This window comes from Candidatus Nitrosopumilus sp. bin_68KS (genome assembly GCF_054095825.1).
This window is the reverse complement of record NZ_JBSWSP010000018.1, coordinates 50,080-64,506: the sequence shown is the minus strand read 5'-3', so window position 1 is coordinate 64,506 and position 14,427 is coordinate 50,080. Positions and strand designations below refer to the sequence as shown.

Annotated in this window: 22 protein-coding genes; 16 read left to right on the top strand and 6 right to left on the bottom strand. The window is 33.4% G+C overall.

The genetic code is table 11. From position 1 onward, the window contains the following. The first annotated feature begins 15 nt into the window (after positions 1-15). The 3 genes from ACW9W3_RS07800 to ACW9W3_RS07790 all read left to right on the top strand — a co-directional run bounded on the left by ACW9W3_RS07800 (position 16) and on the right by ACW9W3_RS07790 (position 2,380). On the top strand, positions 16-1,242 hold the full coding sequence (locus ACW9W3_RS07800) for an MFS transporter (RefSeq protein WP_457765587.1): 1,227 nt from the start codon (positions 16-18) through the stop codon (positions 1,240-1,242). 116 nt (positions 1,243-1,358) lie between these two features. After that, complete coding sequence (locus ACW9W3_RS07795; protein WP_457765586.1) at positions 1,359-1,637, top strand: hypothetical protein; 279 nt, start codon at positions 1,359-1,361, stop codon at positions 1,635-1,637. Positions 1,638-1,990: 353 nt separating this feature from the next. Beyond that, positions 1,991-2,380, top strand: coding sequence for a response regulator (locus ACW9W3_RS07790; protein ID WP_457765585.1), 390 nt, complete (start codon positions 1,991-1,993; stop codon positions 2,378-2,380). Between the two features lie 37 nt (positions 2,381-2,417). On the opposite strand, the gene ACW9W3_RS07785 is transcribed toward ACW9W3_RS07790, so the two are convergent. Further along, positions 2,418-2,813 (bottom strand): hypothetical protein, encoded by a 396-nt coding sequence (locus ACW9W3_RS07785; protein WP_457765584.1) that lies wholly within the window; start codon positions 2,811-2,813, stop codon positions 2,418-2,420. Positions 2,814-2,934: 121 nt separating this feature from the next. Between ACW9W3_RS07785 and ACW9W3_RS07780 the strand changes: the two genes are divergently transcribed. Genes ACW9W3_RS07780 through ACW9W3_RS07770 form a run of 3 tightly spaced genes read left to right on the top strand, consistent with a single transcriptional unit; the run spans position 2,935 to position 4,102 of the window. Continuing rightward, complete coding sequence (locus ACW9W3_RS07780) at positions 2,935-3,063, top strand: hypothetical protein (RefSeq protein ID WP_457765583.1); 129 nt, start codon at positions 2,935-2,937, stop codon at positions 3,061-3,063. Beyond that, positions 3,056-3,385, top strand: coding sequence for a P-II family nitrogen regulator (locus ACW9W3_RS07775; protein ID WP_457765582.1), 330 nt, complete (start codon positions 3,056-3,058; stop codon positions 3,383-3,385). Before ACW9W3_RS07780 ends, ACW9W3_RS07775 begins: the two co-directional genes overlap by 8 nt. 60 nt (positions 3,386-3,445) lie before the next feature. Beyond that, positions 3,446-4,102 (top strand): superoxide dismutase, encoded by a 657-nt coding sequence (locus ACW9W3_RS07770; protein ID WP_457765581.1) that lies wholly within the window; start codon positions 3,446-3,448, stop codon positions 4,100-4,102. Between the two features lie 51 nt (positions 4,103-4,153). Here ACW9W3_RS07770 and ACW9W3_RS07765 read toward each other — a convergent pair whose 3' ends face one another. Beyond that, the gene (locus ACW9W3_RS07765) at positions 4,154-5,047 is read right to left on the bottom strand and encodes a transcription initiation factor IIB (RefSeq protein WP_457765580.1); all 894 of its coding nucleotides are present in this window, start codon (positions 5,045-5,047) and stop codon (positions 4,154-4,156) included. A 500-nt stretch (positions 5,048-5,547) separates the two neighbouring features. Between ACW9W3_RS07765 and hsp20 the strand changes: the two genes are divergently transcribed. From hsp20 to ACW9W3_RS07750, 3 genes are all read left to right on the top strand, one after another. Next, positions 5,548-6,042, top strand: a complete 495-nt coding sequence (gene hsp20 / locus ACW9W3_RS07760; protein ID WP_457765579.1) for an archaeal heat shock protein Hsp20 — start codon at positions 5,548-5,550, stop codon at positions 6,040-6,042. Positions 6,043-6,131: 89 nt separating this feature from the next. Continuing rightward, positions 6,132-6,374, top strand: a complete 243-nt coding sequence (locus tag ACW9W3_RS07755) for a hypothetical protein (protein ID WP_457765578.1) — start codon at positions 6,132-6,134, stop codon at positions 6,372-6,374. Positions 6,375-6,531: 157 nt separating this feature from the next. Continuing rightward, positions 6,532-6,948 carry a universal stress protein gene (locus tag ACW9W3_RS07750; protein WP_457765577.1) on the top strand — a complete coding sequence of 139 codons (417 nt, stop codon included), beginning with the start codon at positions 6,532-6,534 and terminating at the stop codon, positions 6,946-6,948. A 19-nt stretch (positions 6,949-6,967) separates the two neighbouring features. Here ACW9W3_RS07750 and ACW9W3_RS07745 read toward each other — a convergent pair whose 3' ends face one another. Continuing rightward, complete coding sequence (locus ACW9W3_RS07745) at positions 6,968-7,108, bottom strand: hypothetical protein (protein WP_457765576.1); 141 nt, start codon at positions 7,106-7,108, stop codon at positions 6,968-6,970. A gap of 270 nt (positions 7,109-7,378) precedes the next feature. On the opposite strand from ACW9W3_RS07745, the gene ACW9W3_RS07740 reads away from it, so the two are divergent. The 4 genes from ACW9W3_RS07740 to ACW9W3_RS07725 all read left to right on the top strand — a co-directional run bounded on the left by ACW9W3_RS07740 (position 7,379) and on the right by ACW9W3_RS07725 (position 10,522). Then, on the top strand, positions 7,379-7,537 hold the full coding sequence (locus ACW9W3_RS07740) for a hypothetical protein (protein WP_457765575.1): 159 nt from the start codon (positions 7,379-7,381) through the stop codon (positions 7,535-7,537). 202 nt (positions 7,538-7,739) lie between these two features. Further along, a complete protein-coding gene (locus ACW9W3_RS07735; RefSeq protein WP_457765574.1) occupies positions 7,740-8,555 on the top strand; it encodes an adenylate/guanylate cyclase domain-containing protein in 816 nt (271 codons plus the stop codon). A gap of 28 nt (positions 8,556-8,583) precedes the next feature. Then, positions 8,584-10,002 carry an SLC13 family permease gene (locus ACW9W3_RS07730; protein WP_457765573.1) on the top strand — a complete coding sequence of 473 codons (1,419 nt, stop codon included), beginning with the start codon at positions 8,584-8,586 and terminating at the stop codon, positions 10,000-10,002. Positions 10,003-10,045: 43 nt separating this feature from the next. Further along, positions 10,046-10,522 (top strand): universal stress protein, encoded by a 477-nt coding sequence (locus ACW9W3_RS07725; protein WP_457765572.1) that lies wholly within the window; start codon positions 10,046-10,048, stop codon positions 10,520-10,522. A gap of 41 nt (positions 10,523-10,563) precedes the next feature. Here ACW9W3_RS07725 and ACW9W3_RS07720 read toward each other — a convergent pair whose 3' ends face one another. After that, positions 10,564-10,704 (bottom strand): hypothetical protein, encoded by a 141-nt coding sequence (locus tag ACW9W3_RS07720; RefSeq protein WP_182130103.1) that lies wholly within the window; start codon positions 10,702-10,704, stop codon positions 10,564-10,566. Positions 10,705-10,980: 276 nt separating this feature from the next. On the opposite strand from ACW9W3_RS07720, the gene ACW9W3_RS07715 reads away from it, so the two are divergent. Further along, positions 10,981-11,928 carry a calcium/sodium antiporter gene (locus ACW9W3_RS07715; RefSeq protein WP_457765571.1) on the top strand — a complete coding sequence of 316 codons (948 nt, stop codon included), beginning with the start codon at positions 10,981-10,983 and terminating at the stop codon, positions 11,926-11,928. Between the two features lie 131 nt (positions 11,929-12,059). On the opposite strand, the gene ACW9W3_RS07710 is transcribed toward ACW9W3_RS07715, so the two are convergent. Beyond that, positions 12,060-12,584, bottom strand: a complete 525-nt coding sequence (locus tag ACW9W3_RS07710) for an Lrp/AsnC ligand binding domain-containing protein (protein WP_457765570.1) — start codon at positions 12,582-12,584, stop codon at positions 12,060-12,062. A gap of 276 nt (positions 12,585-12,860) precedes the next feature. On the opposite strand from ACW9W3_RS07710, the gene ACW9W3_RS07705 reads away from it, so the two are divergent. Beyond that, positions 12,861-13,196, top strand: coding sequence for a winged helix-turn-helix domain-containing protein (locus tag ACW9W3_RS07705; protein WP_457765569.1), 336 nt, complete (start codon positions 12,861-12,863; stop codon positions 13,194-13,196). Here ACW9W3_RS07705 and ACW9W3_RS07700 read toward each other — a convergent pair. Continuing rightward, positions 13,182-13,517, bottom strand: a complete 336-nt coding sequence (locus ACW9W3_RS07700; protein ID WP_457765610.1) for a hypothetical protein — start codon at positions 13,515-13,517, stop codon at positions 13,182-13,184. The two genes, ACW9W3_RS07705 and ACW9W3_RS07700, sit on opposite strands and share 15 nt — an antisense overlap. A gap of 745 nt (positions 13,518-14,262) precedes the next feature. Here ACW9W3_RS07700 and ACW9W3_RS07695 point away from each other — a divergent pair. After that, entirely contained in the window at positions 14,263-14,427 is a 165-nt protein-coding gene (locus ACW9W3_RS07695; RefSeq protein WP_457765568.1) for a DUF1059 domain-containing protein, read from the top strand.

The window sequence follows — 14,427 nt, the reverse complement described above, 5'->3', positions numbered from 1 at the left end:
CAGGTTTTGAAATAATTGTTATTAGACTGGTTAACAAAAGATGGTAAATTACTCATCACAGCTAGAATGGTAAGAACATTCTCGTATGGGTTTTTGAGTATCATTCTTGCAATTTATCTAAAGCAAATCGGTTTTGATGATATTCTAATTGGAGTGATTCTTTCAGTAACTTTGCTCAATAGTGTTTTTTTCACATTATTTGCTAGCTTTTATGCAGATAGATTTGGAAGAAAAAGAATTCTACTAATTTATGCAGTTTTGATGTCTGTAGCAGGAACCATTTTCATTCTAACTGATAATTATCTTTCCCTAATCATTGCTGCACTAATTGGAACAATCAATGTTACAGGTTCTGAAACAGGTGCATTTCTATCAATTGAGCAGGCAGCACTACCACAAACAGTCAAAAAAATTAAAAAAAGAAACACTCTCTTTGCGTTTTATAACATGGGTGGGACATTTGCAATGTCTGCAGGGATTTTACTTGCAGGAATTCCGCAAATACTCCAAGAAAGTGGTTGGTCAAATATCGAATCATTCAAGCCTCTATTTGCAGCATACATAATTGCAGGATTAATTGTTGCAATTTTGTATCTACTATTAAGTAAAAATATTGAAGTAAAAAATAAAATCAAAATACCGAGTTCCCCACTAAAACAACTCTCTCCAAAGTCAAGAACAATTGTTGGAAAATTATCAGTATTGTTCTCACTGGATTCTTTTGCAGGAGGTTTTGTAATTCAAAGCATCATTTCGTTTTGGTTCTTTACCAGATTCGGGGTTGATCTAACTACGTTGTCTTTTGTCTTTGCAATAGCTGGTGTCTTGACTGCGTTTTCATATATTTTGGCTACTAAAATTGCAGACAAGATTGGATTGATAAACACAATGGTATTCACACACATTCCTGCAAATGTTTTACTTATTTTACTGGCATTTGCTCCAACGTTTCCAATTGCATTGGGATTGCATCTTGCAAGAATGACATTATCTCAGATGGATGTGCCAACAAGGCAATCATACATTGTTGCAGTTGTAGATGAAAATGAAAGAACTGCTGCTGCTGGAATTACAAATACATCAAGAAATGTTGCACAAGCAATTAGTCCGTCAATTACTGGATTAATAATTCACTCATTATGGTTATCTGCACCTTTTGTGATTGGCGGAGTGTTAAAAATCGCGTATGACATTGGCGTTTACATTAATTTCAGAAAGATAAAGCCTCCAGAAGAATCTTAGGTGTATTGATGCAAAAAATTGAGAATTATATTTCAAACTCTAAACTCCATCCTTGAAAATCAGATAAAAATGATAGAATATATTCAGGAACAGCTTAAAGCAAGAATAGAATTAATATGAAATGCAAATACTGTGGAAAAAACATTACTGGAAAAAACGCTATTTATTGCTCGACTAAATGTCAGACATATTATTCCACTGAACTAGAAAGAAAAGATACATCAAACTATGCTAGAGTAACCATAACACTAGATAAAGACATGTCAAAAAGCCTCAGAACAATCCAGTCAAAACTAATTCAAAATACCAATGAGAGTATATCCTTTTCGCAAGTTGTGAATCTTGTACTTGAAGAAGGAATCAAAGGAAAAAGGACGGTTCTAAAAGACATCTAAAAATGGATTCTTTAAAGAAATTATTTCAAAATCAAATTAAATGCTAGAAATAATTTTTGACAAAAAATGTTGTAATTATTGAACACAATATCTCTTATGAAGTTAATCTAGTATGAAAAAACATGCCAAAATGTAGAAACTGTGAGGAGGACTTTATTGCAAACAATTCAAGTTTTTGCTCCGGAGATTGCTCTAATAATCACTCAAAGAAATATTTTCTATTTTGATCAATTCACAGATGTTCATCCTTACAAGTAATTTTTATAGATTTTGTGCAACTATTACCCATTTGTGAGGTGTTGTAAAATTATTACAAACAATCTGTAATGTAATGTGATTTTCTACATAAAATGATGAATATTATTCCCAAGGTAATCGTCGTAGATGACGTTGAATCACATTTGGATGTTTTTTGTGAATTTTTACGTTTGAAAAATATTGATGTCGTGGGGACAGGTAATGATGGCCTTGAAGCAGTTCAGCTTTATGAAAAACATCATCCGGATATAGTATTGATAGATTTAGCAATGCCTACCTATGATGGGTACTATGCACTAAACAAAATATTATCAATAAACAAAAATGCCAAAGTAATCATAATGACTGCAATTGAGGATGTAAAAAACAAGGAAAAATTATCAGGACTTGGAGCAATCGATGTTCTACAGAAACCATTTGAATTAAACCGGGTAGTAGATGTAATCAATAAGATATTCAAAGATCAGAAATTAATTACAAAATAAGAAAATCCCAATGAAAAAAGAGTAGGATTAGAGAATTTTAGGATGGATTGTATTTTGCTTTGGTTGTAATTCCGTCTGGAAATGTCTTTCCTGCAGGTAGAACAGTACCAGTTGCAACAACGGCATTATCTAGAATTGTAGTATCTTTTTCGATTACTATATCATCGCCCATTTTGACACCACTGCCGATAACGGCATGTCCTTCGACGATTACTTTTTTGCCAAATACACAATCATTGCCTACGTTGACTTTACGTTCTATTACACAACCATCTTCCATGGTGACACCGCTACCAATTACGGCATGTTTTTGGATTACAACTTTGTTTCCTAATACACAGTTATCTCCAATTTTAGCATCACCTTCAATTACAGTACTTTCTTGGGTTTTAACGCCATTTCCTATAATTGCACTTGAATCTATGTTTGTCATGCAATAATATGCTCAATACATGCTTAAGAGTTTGGTCCTAATTGTATTAACTCTGAATCAAAACAATTGTCGGTCCCTTTAATTCAACTAAATTATAAGCGTGACTAGAGATTAAATCAATATGAAAAAACAAAGTAAAGAACCACAGATAAACAAAAACAACAAAACAAAGCCTGAAAATTTAATGAAAAAAGAGTACACTGAGGATTTGGATAAATTAAAAAAAGAGATTAAGAAAGAGAATGTATAAGATAGAAGCAGTTGTAAGAAACTCGGTTTTTTATGAGGTAAAAAAAGCCCTAGTTGATGTAGGCATTTCAACTTTCTCAGCATTTCAAGTTCAAATTACAGGAATCCATCATTCCCATAAAGGATTAAGAACCAATTCACATAACTATATCCCAAAATCCAAAATTGAGCTTCTTTGTGCAGATGAGGATAAAGACAAAGTAATTGAGATTATTCAAAAAACTGCAACTACCGGTGAAAAAGGAGATGGCATAGTATTTTGCTATAAAATTGAGAATTTAGTAAAGATTCGCGATGGTAAAAATGACAAAGATGCACTTTGAGATGAATCTAAAGTTGCAAATTCAGAATTGTTTATACAGTAAAAGGAATATTCAACAATAATGTCGGATTTTGTTTTACCTAAATTACCATATGAATATGATGCACTAGAGCCATACATTGATGCTCAAACTATGGAAATTCATCATTCAAAACATCATCAAGCTTACACAAACGGATTGAATGATGCATGGGAGGATATGTCAAAAGACAATCAGGATATAGCTTTACTCATTTTACTTTCAGATTTGGATCAACTCAAGCCAGAAGTTAGAGGACGAATTAATTTTCATGGTGGAGGATACACCAATCACGAATTATTTTGGAAGAGTATGAAACCTGGTGGCGGTGGAGAACCAAGCGGTCCATTAAAGGATGAAATTGTAAAAGAGTTCGGAAGTTTTGAGAAATTCAAAGAAGTATTTTCAGCAAACACTGCAACAATTCAGGGAAGTGGATGGGGATGGCTAATCTATGATCCAAAATCAAAGAAAATTAAATTTAAAACAACAGCAAACCAAGACAGCCCAATTACAGAGGAACTCATTCCACTCTTAGGATTGGATGTATGGGAGCATGCATACTATCTAAAATACGAAAATAAGAGACCTGACTACATATCTGCTTGGTGGAATGTAGTTAATTGGGAAGAAATTGAGGGCAGATTTACCAGAGCACCACAAGATGCAAAAGCATTTTTTACAAGAAATAGAACTTAAATTAAAATTTAGTATTTCAGAAAATATTGTCCTTAAGTTATTTTAACAGAATTATAAATCCAATAGTTTCTGAATGGTATTCTTTCTATTTCTTAGTGTAACAGTTGATATTCCGGAAGATTCACAAAATTTCCTTTGATTAACGGTATCACCCATAAGCATTGATGCCAGGTATAATGATGCTGCTGCTTGACCTATAGGATTCTTCCCTGCAGTTGCACCTAGTTTTTCAACATCTGCCAATATCTTCAATGCATATCGTTTAGTTTTTTCAGAAATCCCCATGTCACTGGAGAGTTTCGATAGAAATGATGAAGTGTTGTACTGAGGTACATTCAAACTAAATTCATCAATTAATAATCGAACTGCTCTTTGCAGGGGTTTTTTATGGATATTTCCAATTTCTGAAATATCATCCAAGCTACGAGGAGTCATTGTTTGTCTACAGGAAATATACAAAGCTGCTGCCATCAATGAGTTTGAAGTTCTTCCCTTGGTAAGATGATTTTTTTGTGCTCGTCTAAATATGGAACAGGTAACCTCTACAGTATTTTCTGAAATCCCCAATTTTTCTTTTAATCCATTTAAGAATGTCAGTGATTTAACAAGAGTTCTTTGCGATGATTTTCGCAATTTACTTCTGTTGTCTAATACACGTAATCGATTAAATCGGGATTTGTTTCCAGAGTTTAATGGCTTGCCAGTAGCATCACGATCGTTGCCAATGACAGAATACATTCCTTTGTCATACATTGAAAGTGATTGTTTTGAACCAACATGACTCTTTGTCATAAAATCTTCAAGACTATGAATCTGTGTTTCATTATTGTTATCTAATTTTTCTTCAATTACAGTACCGCAATCTGCACAAAAAATTTCCCCGCTAAATGAATCTGTGATCAAATTATTTTTATTACAATTATCTAATTGACATTTTTGCATCATGAAATACAATAGGTTTTGTATGTAATAAGGTGGGATCGATATTGACTTGATTCAGAATTAGGACAAGTGGATTACACTTTTTTGATGTTTCAAGTATTGATTCTCATTCCATAGAACAAGAACGATGTACAGAATTAGATAAAAAAATAGTTCAGGTAAAAAAATCCAAACTATTTTGCTTCAATGAATATTACATCCACAAGATCATTGTTACTTCGTTTGGTTACAGTATCTCTATTTGCATTATGGAAATTCTGTAAATGGGATTTTCTGGTTTTGACCCCATATTCTCGACATAATCTGCAAAAATAGGTAACCTGTCTTTCTGACCTGGGTTTTACTTGATTTTCATATTCTATAATCGCAGTTGCCATTTGAAATATTATGAAATCACCAGTATTTTAATGTTGTAATATATATGACATATTGTCAATTAAATACCATTTATGCAAAAAATTTATATTTTGTAATCACCATTACACTAATTCAGTGATTAAAAGATGTTTGATGACCAATTTGAAACAGCATTTCGAAGATTGTCGAATCCCTTTTTTTCAATGGGAGATGTCTTCGATAGTCCAAGAGGGGGCACAATCCAAACTTTTGGCCCATACTACTACGGTTACGTAAAGACTGTAGGAGAGGATGGAATTCCTCATGTAACTGAATGGGGAAATGCAAAACCTGCAAATTCTCTTTCTGACTCTTCAGTAAGAGATCCATATGTCGATGTATCAGTTGATGAAAAAGACAGTACTCTCAAGATAGTATCTGAGATGCCAGGGATTGAAAAATCTGATATCAAATTAACTGTGTCAGATAAACAAGTCTTACTCTCAGCAGAACACAATGACAGAAAGTATGAAAAGAAAATTCCTCTACCATCAAAAGTAGACGAAAACTCTGCAAAAGCAAAATACACAAACGGAGTTCTAGAACTGACATTGTCACTTGCCGAGGAAAAACCTCAAGGTAAGATTGTGTCAGTAGAATAATTTGGAGGTGAAAGCAATGAATACAAATTCATCACTCAAACAGATAAAGCAATCTGCCAAGAATTGCATGGAGAAAATTTCTTCAGAATATGAAGAAGTGGTTTCCAAATGGAAGTTTGGTAGGAGAAACTTCCCTTGAGGTGGGAAAAATGCCCGATACATTATGTAGACAATGTGGAGGGGAATTGGATGTAGCAAAGAAATGTTTGCATTGCAATCATCCAATTCAAATGATTTGTAAACAATGCACAGAACTAACCGAAACTAGATTCCACAGTCAATGCATGTATCAAGAAGAGATTTTATCTCACACAGTCGCAGCCCTGGCATAGTCATATAACACCCGATTCAACTATGTGGGGAGAATCAATCTCCCCACATGTTAAACTTTTTTAAATTCATTTCAAAGAGATTGAAAAACCAAAGTATCAATTTCTCTATTGAGAATCAAATTTACTCTTAATATGGGATGCTTTGAGGTTTTTTTCAATGGATCTTAATAAAATTCTAGTACCAATTGATGGTTCAAAAAAATCCTTTGAAGCCCTAGATAGAGCAATAACCCTAGCTGGATTTACACATGGTCAAGTGATGGGCATTCATGTAATTCCTCATGTAATTGATGGAGGTCCTAGAACAAAGGCAATTGATAAGCAGATAGTAGAAGAAGGCAATATTATTCTTAAAAAAGCAGCAAAACGTGCAGGAAACAAAAATGTCAAATTCTCAACTAAAATTTTAAGAGGATCTCCAGGATATGTTACACTTCACACTGCAAAAGCAGGCAAGTTTGATCATATTGTAATGAGTACAACAGGATCAGGTTCTGCGTCTAAAGACATGATAGGTAGTGTATCAAACCACATCCTTCAAAAATCTAAAATTCCAGTATATTTGATCAAATGATTTGATTTCAGTGAAATACTCAGAGAGTCTTTCTCAATGCTTCATTTAATGCCTGAGAATAACTGTATGAGGATTGGCTTTTTTGAATTGTTTTGGCCTGGACTACTCGAAGTTTCTTATCTAGATCGTCATCAATCATTATAGTAATTCGTTTCTTCATATAGTATAGTATGATCATAAGCATATAAGATATACGCAAATGTTCCAAAAATGGAATTGAATAAATTCTGCTTAATACAAAAATTTTGGAATTTTCTTTATCAAACTTGCAAGAGATATTCTACCAGGGCCTGCAGTAATTATTGTCAATGCAGCAACCAAATTACTAAACCTACGCATGGTCTTTTTTTAGTATAAAAAAATCCATCATCCTAGATTCAGATGATTTTTGATCGATCATAAAGAACATACTATTTTTTATGTTCATAGTATGATAGTAATATTCTATGAGAAAGAAAGTGATGTACCAATGATGGCAACATGTACAAAATGTAATGAAAAGTACGAAGTTTCATCAGCCATGGAGTACCTAGTCAAAATGGGAATGGTGCCTGAATCTCAGAAATTTTGTTGTGAATGGTGCAGATAAATAGAATTAATGAAGGCAGACCTGCACTGGTATAGGAGTGTGCAGCTGTCTTATCATGAATTCTATACACAGTTATGAATCCTCATGCTATTAAGAGCAAGGCTTTTTGACATCATTCGAGATAAAGTCAATTAGTCAAATACCACGTATTTTGCAAGATTATCTAAACAGTTTAAAAAACAATCCATCTAGACACAGTACATTGGTTGACGATTCATCTAAAATTGCTAAAAAAGGAATTGAAAATTTACTCTCAGATAAAACTCCAAGTATAGTAGATATGTTACTTGGACGGGGTACAGAAAAGGTAGTAGATTCTGAAACATTAACTGCAGAAATACAAGACAGAGTAAACAAATCACTAAATCATGAATTCATGTATTCTGCAGTAACTGAAGAATCAGAAACATTTCTGAGAAAAAGAGTACTGCAGAGCATAGACATGGCAGTATTATTTGTTGATCTAGTAGGATCTACAGCCATGATCCTAAATTTACCTAAAGAAAAACTTGCCACTGTTTTTACAACATTTGCTCAAGAGATGGCATATGTGATTAAACGACATGATGGCTTTGTGCTAAAATTTGTAGGTGATGCAGTTATTGGATATTTTGTTGCAGAAGAACTATCCACACCCGTTGCAAATAGAGTAGTTACTTGTGCGGAATCAATGCTAAAAATTATCAAAGTAGGTATTAATCCAATTTTAAAAAGTAATAATCTTCCGGAATTAAAGATAAAAATTGGCATAGATTATGGAGAAAACACAATTGTACGATATGGCGATGATCTACAAGAAGCTCATGTAGATATTTTAGGACCATCAGTTAGTATGGCAGCAAAAATTCAAAATCTAGCTCAGCCTGATCAAATAATGGTTGGTGGAGATATTTTTACGAAACTTCATGATTCTGTTCAAGAGTATTTTGTGCGTTTGGATATCAAAAAATCAAACTGGGGCTATAAATCTGCAAAAACAAAAAAAATCTATCCAGTTTATGCATATGTTGGAAAGTAAATATCACAAATAAAGATACACAGGCAAGATGAAGTTTAATCTAAGAGTATTTGGAATGGTTTTAGGACCTGCGTTATTTTTTCTAATTATATTAATGCCAACACCAGAAGGAATGTCATATGCTGCAAAAGCAGTTTTTGCAATTTCAATATGGATGATTGTATGGTGGATCACAGAAGCCATTCCAGTTTATGCAACAGCTCTTCTTCCAATAGGATTAATTCCGTTACTTGGAGTACTACCAGTCAAACAAATTGCTGCAGAATACATGCATCCAATAATTGTGCTGCTGCTTGGAATGTTTATGATAGCACTAGCAATTGAGAAATCAGGACTGCATAAAAAAATTGCATTTGAATTAATATCGATATTTGGATATTCCCCAAAGAGAATAGTTTGGGGATTTATGATTACAACTGCGTTACTTTCTACAGTTGTGATGAGCACCACAGTTGTTTTGATCTTACTTCCAATTGCAGGAATAATTTTAGCAGCTTTGGATAAAACAAATTTTGTTACTACAAAATTCAAAGTTATCTTTATGCTATCCATTGCATATTCATCATCGATTGGAAGTGTTGCAACATTGATTGGCGCACCTCCAAACTTGCTTTATGCTGCAACTGTAATGGAAATGTTCTCACATAGAGTAACATTTGTTGAATGGTCAATGCTTGGAGCACCACTTGCATTCTCAATGCTAATACTTTGTGGGCTATACATGAACACTCAAATTAAAAAAAGCAGTTCAGAAACCACAAATGAAATCAAACGAACTATTTTGTTAGAAAAATCCCAGGTAGGAAAAACGACCATGGAACAAAAAACAGTGCTCGGAGTGCTTGTTGGAGTTTTGGTTTTAATGTTCACAATTCCTTTATGGCAGCCTGAAGGATCTTTTATCACAAATTCAGTAATTGCAATTTTAGGAGGAATTTCCCTCTTTATTTTACCAAAAACTCGCTCTGAGAGCTTGATGAATTGGGCCGGAATTGAAAAACTACCATACGGGTTGTTATTTTTACTGGGAGGAGGTTTTGCATTATCCTTGGCATTTGTAGATTCAGGATTAGCAAATTGGATTGCAAATTCACTTTCATTTGTTGGAGATTACCCATTTGAATTAGTAATTGTAATTCTTGTTGCAATGATTATGTTTTTGACAAATGTAAAATCAAATACTGCAACAGCTGCAATTTTCATCCCAATTGTTGGAACAATGGCAATGCTAAATGGATGGACACCTTTACCAGTTCTGTTTGCAATTACTGTTGCAACTTCATTTGCATTCTTGCTACCAATGGGTACACCACCTAATGCACTAATCTATGAGAAAGCACAAATTCCAATTAAATCAATGATAAAACACGGTTTTGTTCTTAATATGATGGCAATTGGTTTGATTTCAGCTGTCACAATATTTGTTTCATCTAAAATTCTAATTTGAGAAAAGTTGATGGGTTTATTTACAAGACATCAAATAATTGATCGTGTACAAAACAATTCTTGTACCTCATGGAGGCACAGAAGGAGGAGATGAAGCATTAAAGCATGCTATTTTTGCTGCAAGAGAATCATCTAAAATTATCATTTTACACATTGTAGAGGAAATACAGTCCCCACCATCATTTGCATTATCGTCATCTGAACGAGAAGGGTTACTCAAAAGCATTGATGAGGCAAATGAAGAGATTAGAAAAGACATGGAGAAGAAAATGGAAAAATCAGCTCAGTTATGCAAAGACAAAGGCATTGCAGTAAAAGTCAAAGTGGAGATTGGTGATGCAGCTGAGCACATTTTAGATTTTGTTGATAATAACAAAGTGGATCTGATTGTAATGACAAAGCGAAGAAAGCTCAAAGGAATGAAGAGACTACTTTCACTCGGTAGTGTTTCACGTAAAGTTGTAGAAAATGTCACTTGCCCTGTCACTTTAATTGACATAGAAAAAAGTGGAAAAAAATAGAGACAGAATATTTCATCTGTCCCAGAAAATAGGTATGAAAGCTAAATACTGGTTGCAATAAAGGCACCAATACCCATACCCATTACAACACCAATACCCATACAAATAAGATCAAATTTTACGACCTTTCTGAATGGCGCATGTACCATTTTATCCCATGTGCTGATTTTCTGAGTTTGCATATTTTTCACCTCGGAGACATTCTCTACACAATTAGATAATTAAACAACTAAGGAGTTGATTTAAATCAGAATCAAATCAAAAGATTATCAGTTTAAGAATTCGTTTACCATATGGTATTCTGAGTGAATCGTGATAAGACAGCTGCTCTAAATTGTTGTTTTACATCATTTTCAAAAGTGGGTCTGCCTTCATTTGCATTCACTCTTCAGATTGTTGAGTAATCATTAGCACAAAGAGTATTAGAATCCAAGTTCCTAGGCATTAATGATTCATCAATGGAGTTAATTTTCAACGTTTTATTTGTAGTTGCAGGTTTGGCCATGCTCTATTTTGGAGCAGAATGGTTAGTCAAAGGATCAATTGCCATATCAAACAGACTAGGGGTTAGTCAGTTGGTAATTGGATTGACAGTTGTGGCTTTTGGAACATCGACTCCAGAGCTTGCAGTGAGCATTTCATCTGCAATGCAAGGACTATCAGATGTAGCTTTGGGAAATGTGGTTGGAAGTAACATTGTCAATATTGGTGCAATACTAGGACTATCTGCAATTGTTAGTCCGATAATTGTTTCAAAATCCACCATAAGAAAAGAAGTGCCAATAATGATTGGAGTATCACTATTACTAGTAGCAATAATTATTGATGGGGAAATTGATTTTCTAGACGGAGTATTACTTGTTGTAGGAATTTTTGTTTTTACGTGGTACAGTTATCACAGTTCAAAAAAAGACATCGACATTGCAAGTATTCAGGTATCCCAGATTTTGCAAAAAAATATTTTTTCAAAATCAATTATTTTCATGATTATTGGACTAGGATTACTCACTGGAGGTTCATTTCTTACAGTAGATAATGCAGTAATTATTGGGGCTAGTTTTGGAATATCAGAGTTATTTATGGGATTGACACTAGTAGCAATTGGAACTTCACTTCCAGAATTGATTACATCAATTGTTGCTGCAAGAAAAGGTCATGCAGATCTTAGTGTGGGAAATATTGTCGGAAGTAACATTTTCAACATCATGGCAATACTTGGAATCTCATCACTAATTTCAGGAATTACAGTAAGCGAAAAGGTGCTAATCGATATTGGAATAATGATTGGATTCAGTCTTGTGCTAATTCCTATAATGCGCAGCGGATTTGTCATATCTAGAAAAGAAGGAGTGTTGTTAATTGCAGGGTATGTTGGATATGTGATATTTTTGTTATACCGACAATAGTTCTAAATTATTAAAATAAAAGATTTCCAAAAACTTGAACAAGAATTGCTATGATTCCAAGGATTAGAAGTTTAATACCTAATTTCATCTAAACCCCATCTCATTTTTTGCAATAATTTGATAGAATTTGTTTAACATTGTTCGTTGATTATGTTCAGAGTCATGCTGGATTTGATATGTGGAAGTGCTCGTATAGCTTTGGTAACAATTTTTTCCAATCGGCGATTATCAAAAGTTTCTATTTTACAAATTACATCATAGAATCCAAACACTACATCAGCTTCTTTTACTTCTGGTATATGACTGAGATTTTTTAATATTGGATATTCTTCTCCCTTATCACAGTGAATCACCACATATGCTTGAGCAAGATTTTGTCCAAGCATTGCTCCGATTAATTTCTCAGAAGATCGGAATAACTCTCCTGATTCTGAACGAGTCAAAGTTACAGTAGATTGAATTTTGGGCATTTTACGAATTATTCCAGTAACAATTTGGCGAATATCCTCTTCAGAACCTGATTCAATTTGAGCTACAATATCATAAAGTCCAAGAGTTCCATGAGATTCTTTAATACAATCGATTTTTTTTAGTGATGAGATGACTTCTTTTTCAGAACCCAAATCACAATTCATCATGACATAAGCTTTTGCCATTTTCAGCGTGTTTGTTTTTCACGTTTAGGTTTGGAGTGTGCTTTTATCATGTGTTTTTTTGTTCGTTCCGGATCAGTAAACTCCATATTACAAATTTTACACGTATTTGAAAAAACAGTTTCTCTTTTTAGAATGCTTTTTACCACATTCCGACTAAAAGGCAATTTTGGTTTCACAAAAAAATTAAAAATTTAACATTATAAGGCGTTGCTTAACATTGTTAATCTATCAAGACTGGTAACAATAGTTAAAGTCCCATCAAACATTCAATCAATATTGGCAGAATCCAAAAAATATAGAGACAGAATTTACATTGTAAAAGACATTATTCTCACATTATCAGAATATGGAGAACTGAATCAAACTTCATTATTTAGTTTTTGTGGATTAAACATTACAAAGCACAAAGAGATTTTAGATAATTTAGAAGAAAACGACATTATTCATAGAATAGAGACTGTAGAAGGGAAAAGAACCATAACAATTTTCAAAGTAACCCAAAAAGGGATGAATTTTTGCCATGAAATTCTAGAACCATATGAGCAATTATTCCCAAGAGGCGGAAAATCTTCAGATTCTTCAGTAAATCTAGGTTGTTTATTCTTCGTCTAAATGAAATTTTGATGAGATATCCTTATCCAAATCATCTCGTTTTCTCAGATAATTGTTGTATCTTTGGTTCCAGTTACTAAGGGATCGAAATTGTTGTATTCCTGCAACTAACCAAATTCCAGAAGTTACCAATACGGCAGTCAGCAAAACGGTAAGCAATATTGCAAATTCACCCTCATTTTCTATCAAATGAAGGAATTTTGGATGTGTTAGCATGTATAGCGATATCCCAATTGCAAGGGGTGCTAAAATTACTGCAGAAAATGAAACTCCCAACATCAACCCCTTGAGTTGCTGAATTTTTTCAATGAATAGATCCATTGAGCTTAGGATATTGTTGTGATTATCAGACAAATTCTTCCTCTCGTATATTTTCAAAAATTTGTTTTATGTGTTTTGAATTTTTCATAAATGGTGAAATAGTGAATTTTTCAAGCAATCTATATTCTATTGTATTATCAACTTGAAGTATATAGCAAATACTTAACAATGTTAATTCAGTTTTATTAGAAATTATACCAATTACTAGTATGAAGAAAAAAACAGAAACAGAAGATGATGATTTGGATAAAAGAAATGATGATTGGTGGAGATTAGAAAAGTTCCAAATAGGAAGGAGGCGATTTTGCTAGAGATGACTTTTTGTTGTAAGGGAATATGTGAAAGCTTAGAGTTAACTACAGTTCCAACTTCGTTGCGCTATCAATTAGGGCACAAAAGATGTACAATGTGTTCTATTTTTGTTGAAACAGAAAAACTAAGATGTCCGTGTTGTGGTGTACGGCTTAGAACTAAATCAAGAAACAGGAAATATTCAGAAGAAGGATTATCCCATTAACAATGTTAAGCATTATCTAAATAGTAATTTATCAATTATTAATTAATGCAGAAGCAACTACTCCAAATGGGAAATAAGAACTGTACTGTCATCCTCAATGCATGTCCTAGTTTTCGTTGTCTGCCTCTAAATGCGAGGTAATATTTCCAACTGCTTCTGCATTTTATTTTCTCTATAGTTAACAATGTTAACTGAACTATATTACTAAGAAATTTCCAAAATTGTTCAATGACAAAATTAAGTTGTGGAGATTATGGATTTGAGTGTGATTTTGTTTCAGAAGGAGAAATAGAACATGTTTTAGTAGAGTTTGGAGAACATACTGAAAACGAGCATGGAATAGATTATTCAAAAGAAGCACTGATGCAGTTAATCTTGAGAAAAAGTCGTTGA

What these genes read in the sequence shown, in the direction of transcription:
- ACW9W3_RS07795 (WP_457765586.1), top strand. Translation starts at nt 1,359, where the DNA reads ATGAAATGCAAATACTGTGGAAAAAACATTACTGGAAAAAACGCTATT.
- ACW9W3_RS07790 (WP_457765585.1), top strand. Translation starts at nt 1,991, where the DNA reads ATGAATATTATTCCCAAGGTAATCGTCGTAGATGACGTTGAATCACAT.
- ACW9W3_RS07785 (WP_457765584.1), bottom strand. Translation starts at nt 2,813, where the DNA reads ATGACAAACATAGATTCAAGTGCAATTATAGGAAATGGCGTTAAAACC.
- ACW9W3_RS07780 (WP_457765583.1), top strand. Translation starts at nt 2,935, where the DNA reads ATGAAAAAACAAAGTAAAGAACCACAGATAAACAAAAACAACAAAACA.
- ACW9W3_RS07775 (WP_457765582.1), top strand. Translation starts at nt 3,056, where the DNA reads ATGTATAAGATAGAAGCAGTTGTAAGAAACTCGGTTTTTTATGAGGTA.
- ACW9W3_RS07770 (WP_457765581.1), top strand. Translation starts at nt 3,446, where the DNA reads ATGTCGGATTTTGTTTTACCTAAATTACCATATGAATATGATGCACTA.
- ACW9W3_RS07765 (WP_457765580.1), bottom strand. Translation starts at nt 5,047, where the DNA reads ATGATGCAAAAATGTCAATTAGATAATTGTAATAAAAATAATTTGATC.
- hsp20 (WP_457765579.1), top strand. Translation starts at nt 5,548, where the DNA reads ATGTTTGATGACCAATTTGAAACAGCATTTCGAAGATTGTCGAATCCC.
- ACW9W3_RS07755 (WP_457765578.1), top strand. Translation starts at nt 6,132, where the DNA reads ATGAAGAAGTGGTTTCCAAATGGAAGTTTGGTAGGAGAAACTTCCCTT.
- ACW9W3_RS07750 (WP_457765577.1), top strand. Translation starts at nt 6,532, where the DNA reads ATGGATCTTAATAAAATTCTAGTACCAATTGATGGTTCAAAAAAATCC.
- ACW9W3_RS07745 (WP_457765576.1), bottom strand. Translation starts at nt 7,108, where the DNA reads ATGAAGAAACGAATTACTATAATGATTGATGACGATCTAGATAAGAAA.
- ACW9W3_RS07740 (WP_457765575.1), top strand. Translation starts at nt 7,379, where the DNA reads ATGATAGTAATATTCTATGAGAAAGAAAGTGATGTACCAATGATGGCA.
- ACW9W3_RS07730 (WP_457765573.1), top strand. Translation starts at nt 8,584, where the DNA reads ATGAAGTTTAATCTAAGAGTATTTGGAATGGTTTTAGGACCTGCGTTA.
- ACW9W3_RS07720 (WP_182130103.1), bottom strand. Translation starts at nt 10,704, where the DNA reads ATGCAAACTCAGAAAATCAGCACATGGGATAAAATGGTACATGCGCCA.
- ACW9W3_RS07715 (WP_457765571.1), top strand. Translation starts at nt 10,981, where the DNA reads ATGGAGTTAATTTTCAACGTTTTATTTGTAGTTGCAGGTTTGGCCATG.
- ACW9W3_RS07710 (WP_457765570.1), bottom strand. Translation starts at nt 12,584, where the DNA reads ATGGCAAAAGCTTATGTCATGATGAATTGTGATTTGGGTTCTGAAAAA.
- ACW9W3_RS07700 (WP_457765610.1), bottom strand. Translation starts at nt 13,517, where the DNA reads ATGGATCTATTCATTGAAAAAATTCAGCAACTCAAGGGGTTGATGTTG.
- ACW9W3_RS07695 (WP_457765568.1), top strand. Translation starts at nt 14,263, where the DNA reads ATGACAAAATTAAGTTGTGGAGATTATGGATTTGAGTGTGATTTTGTT.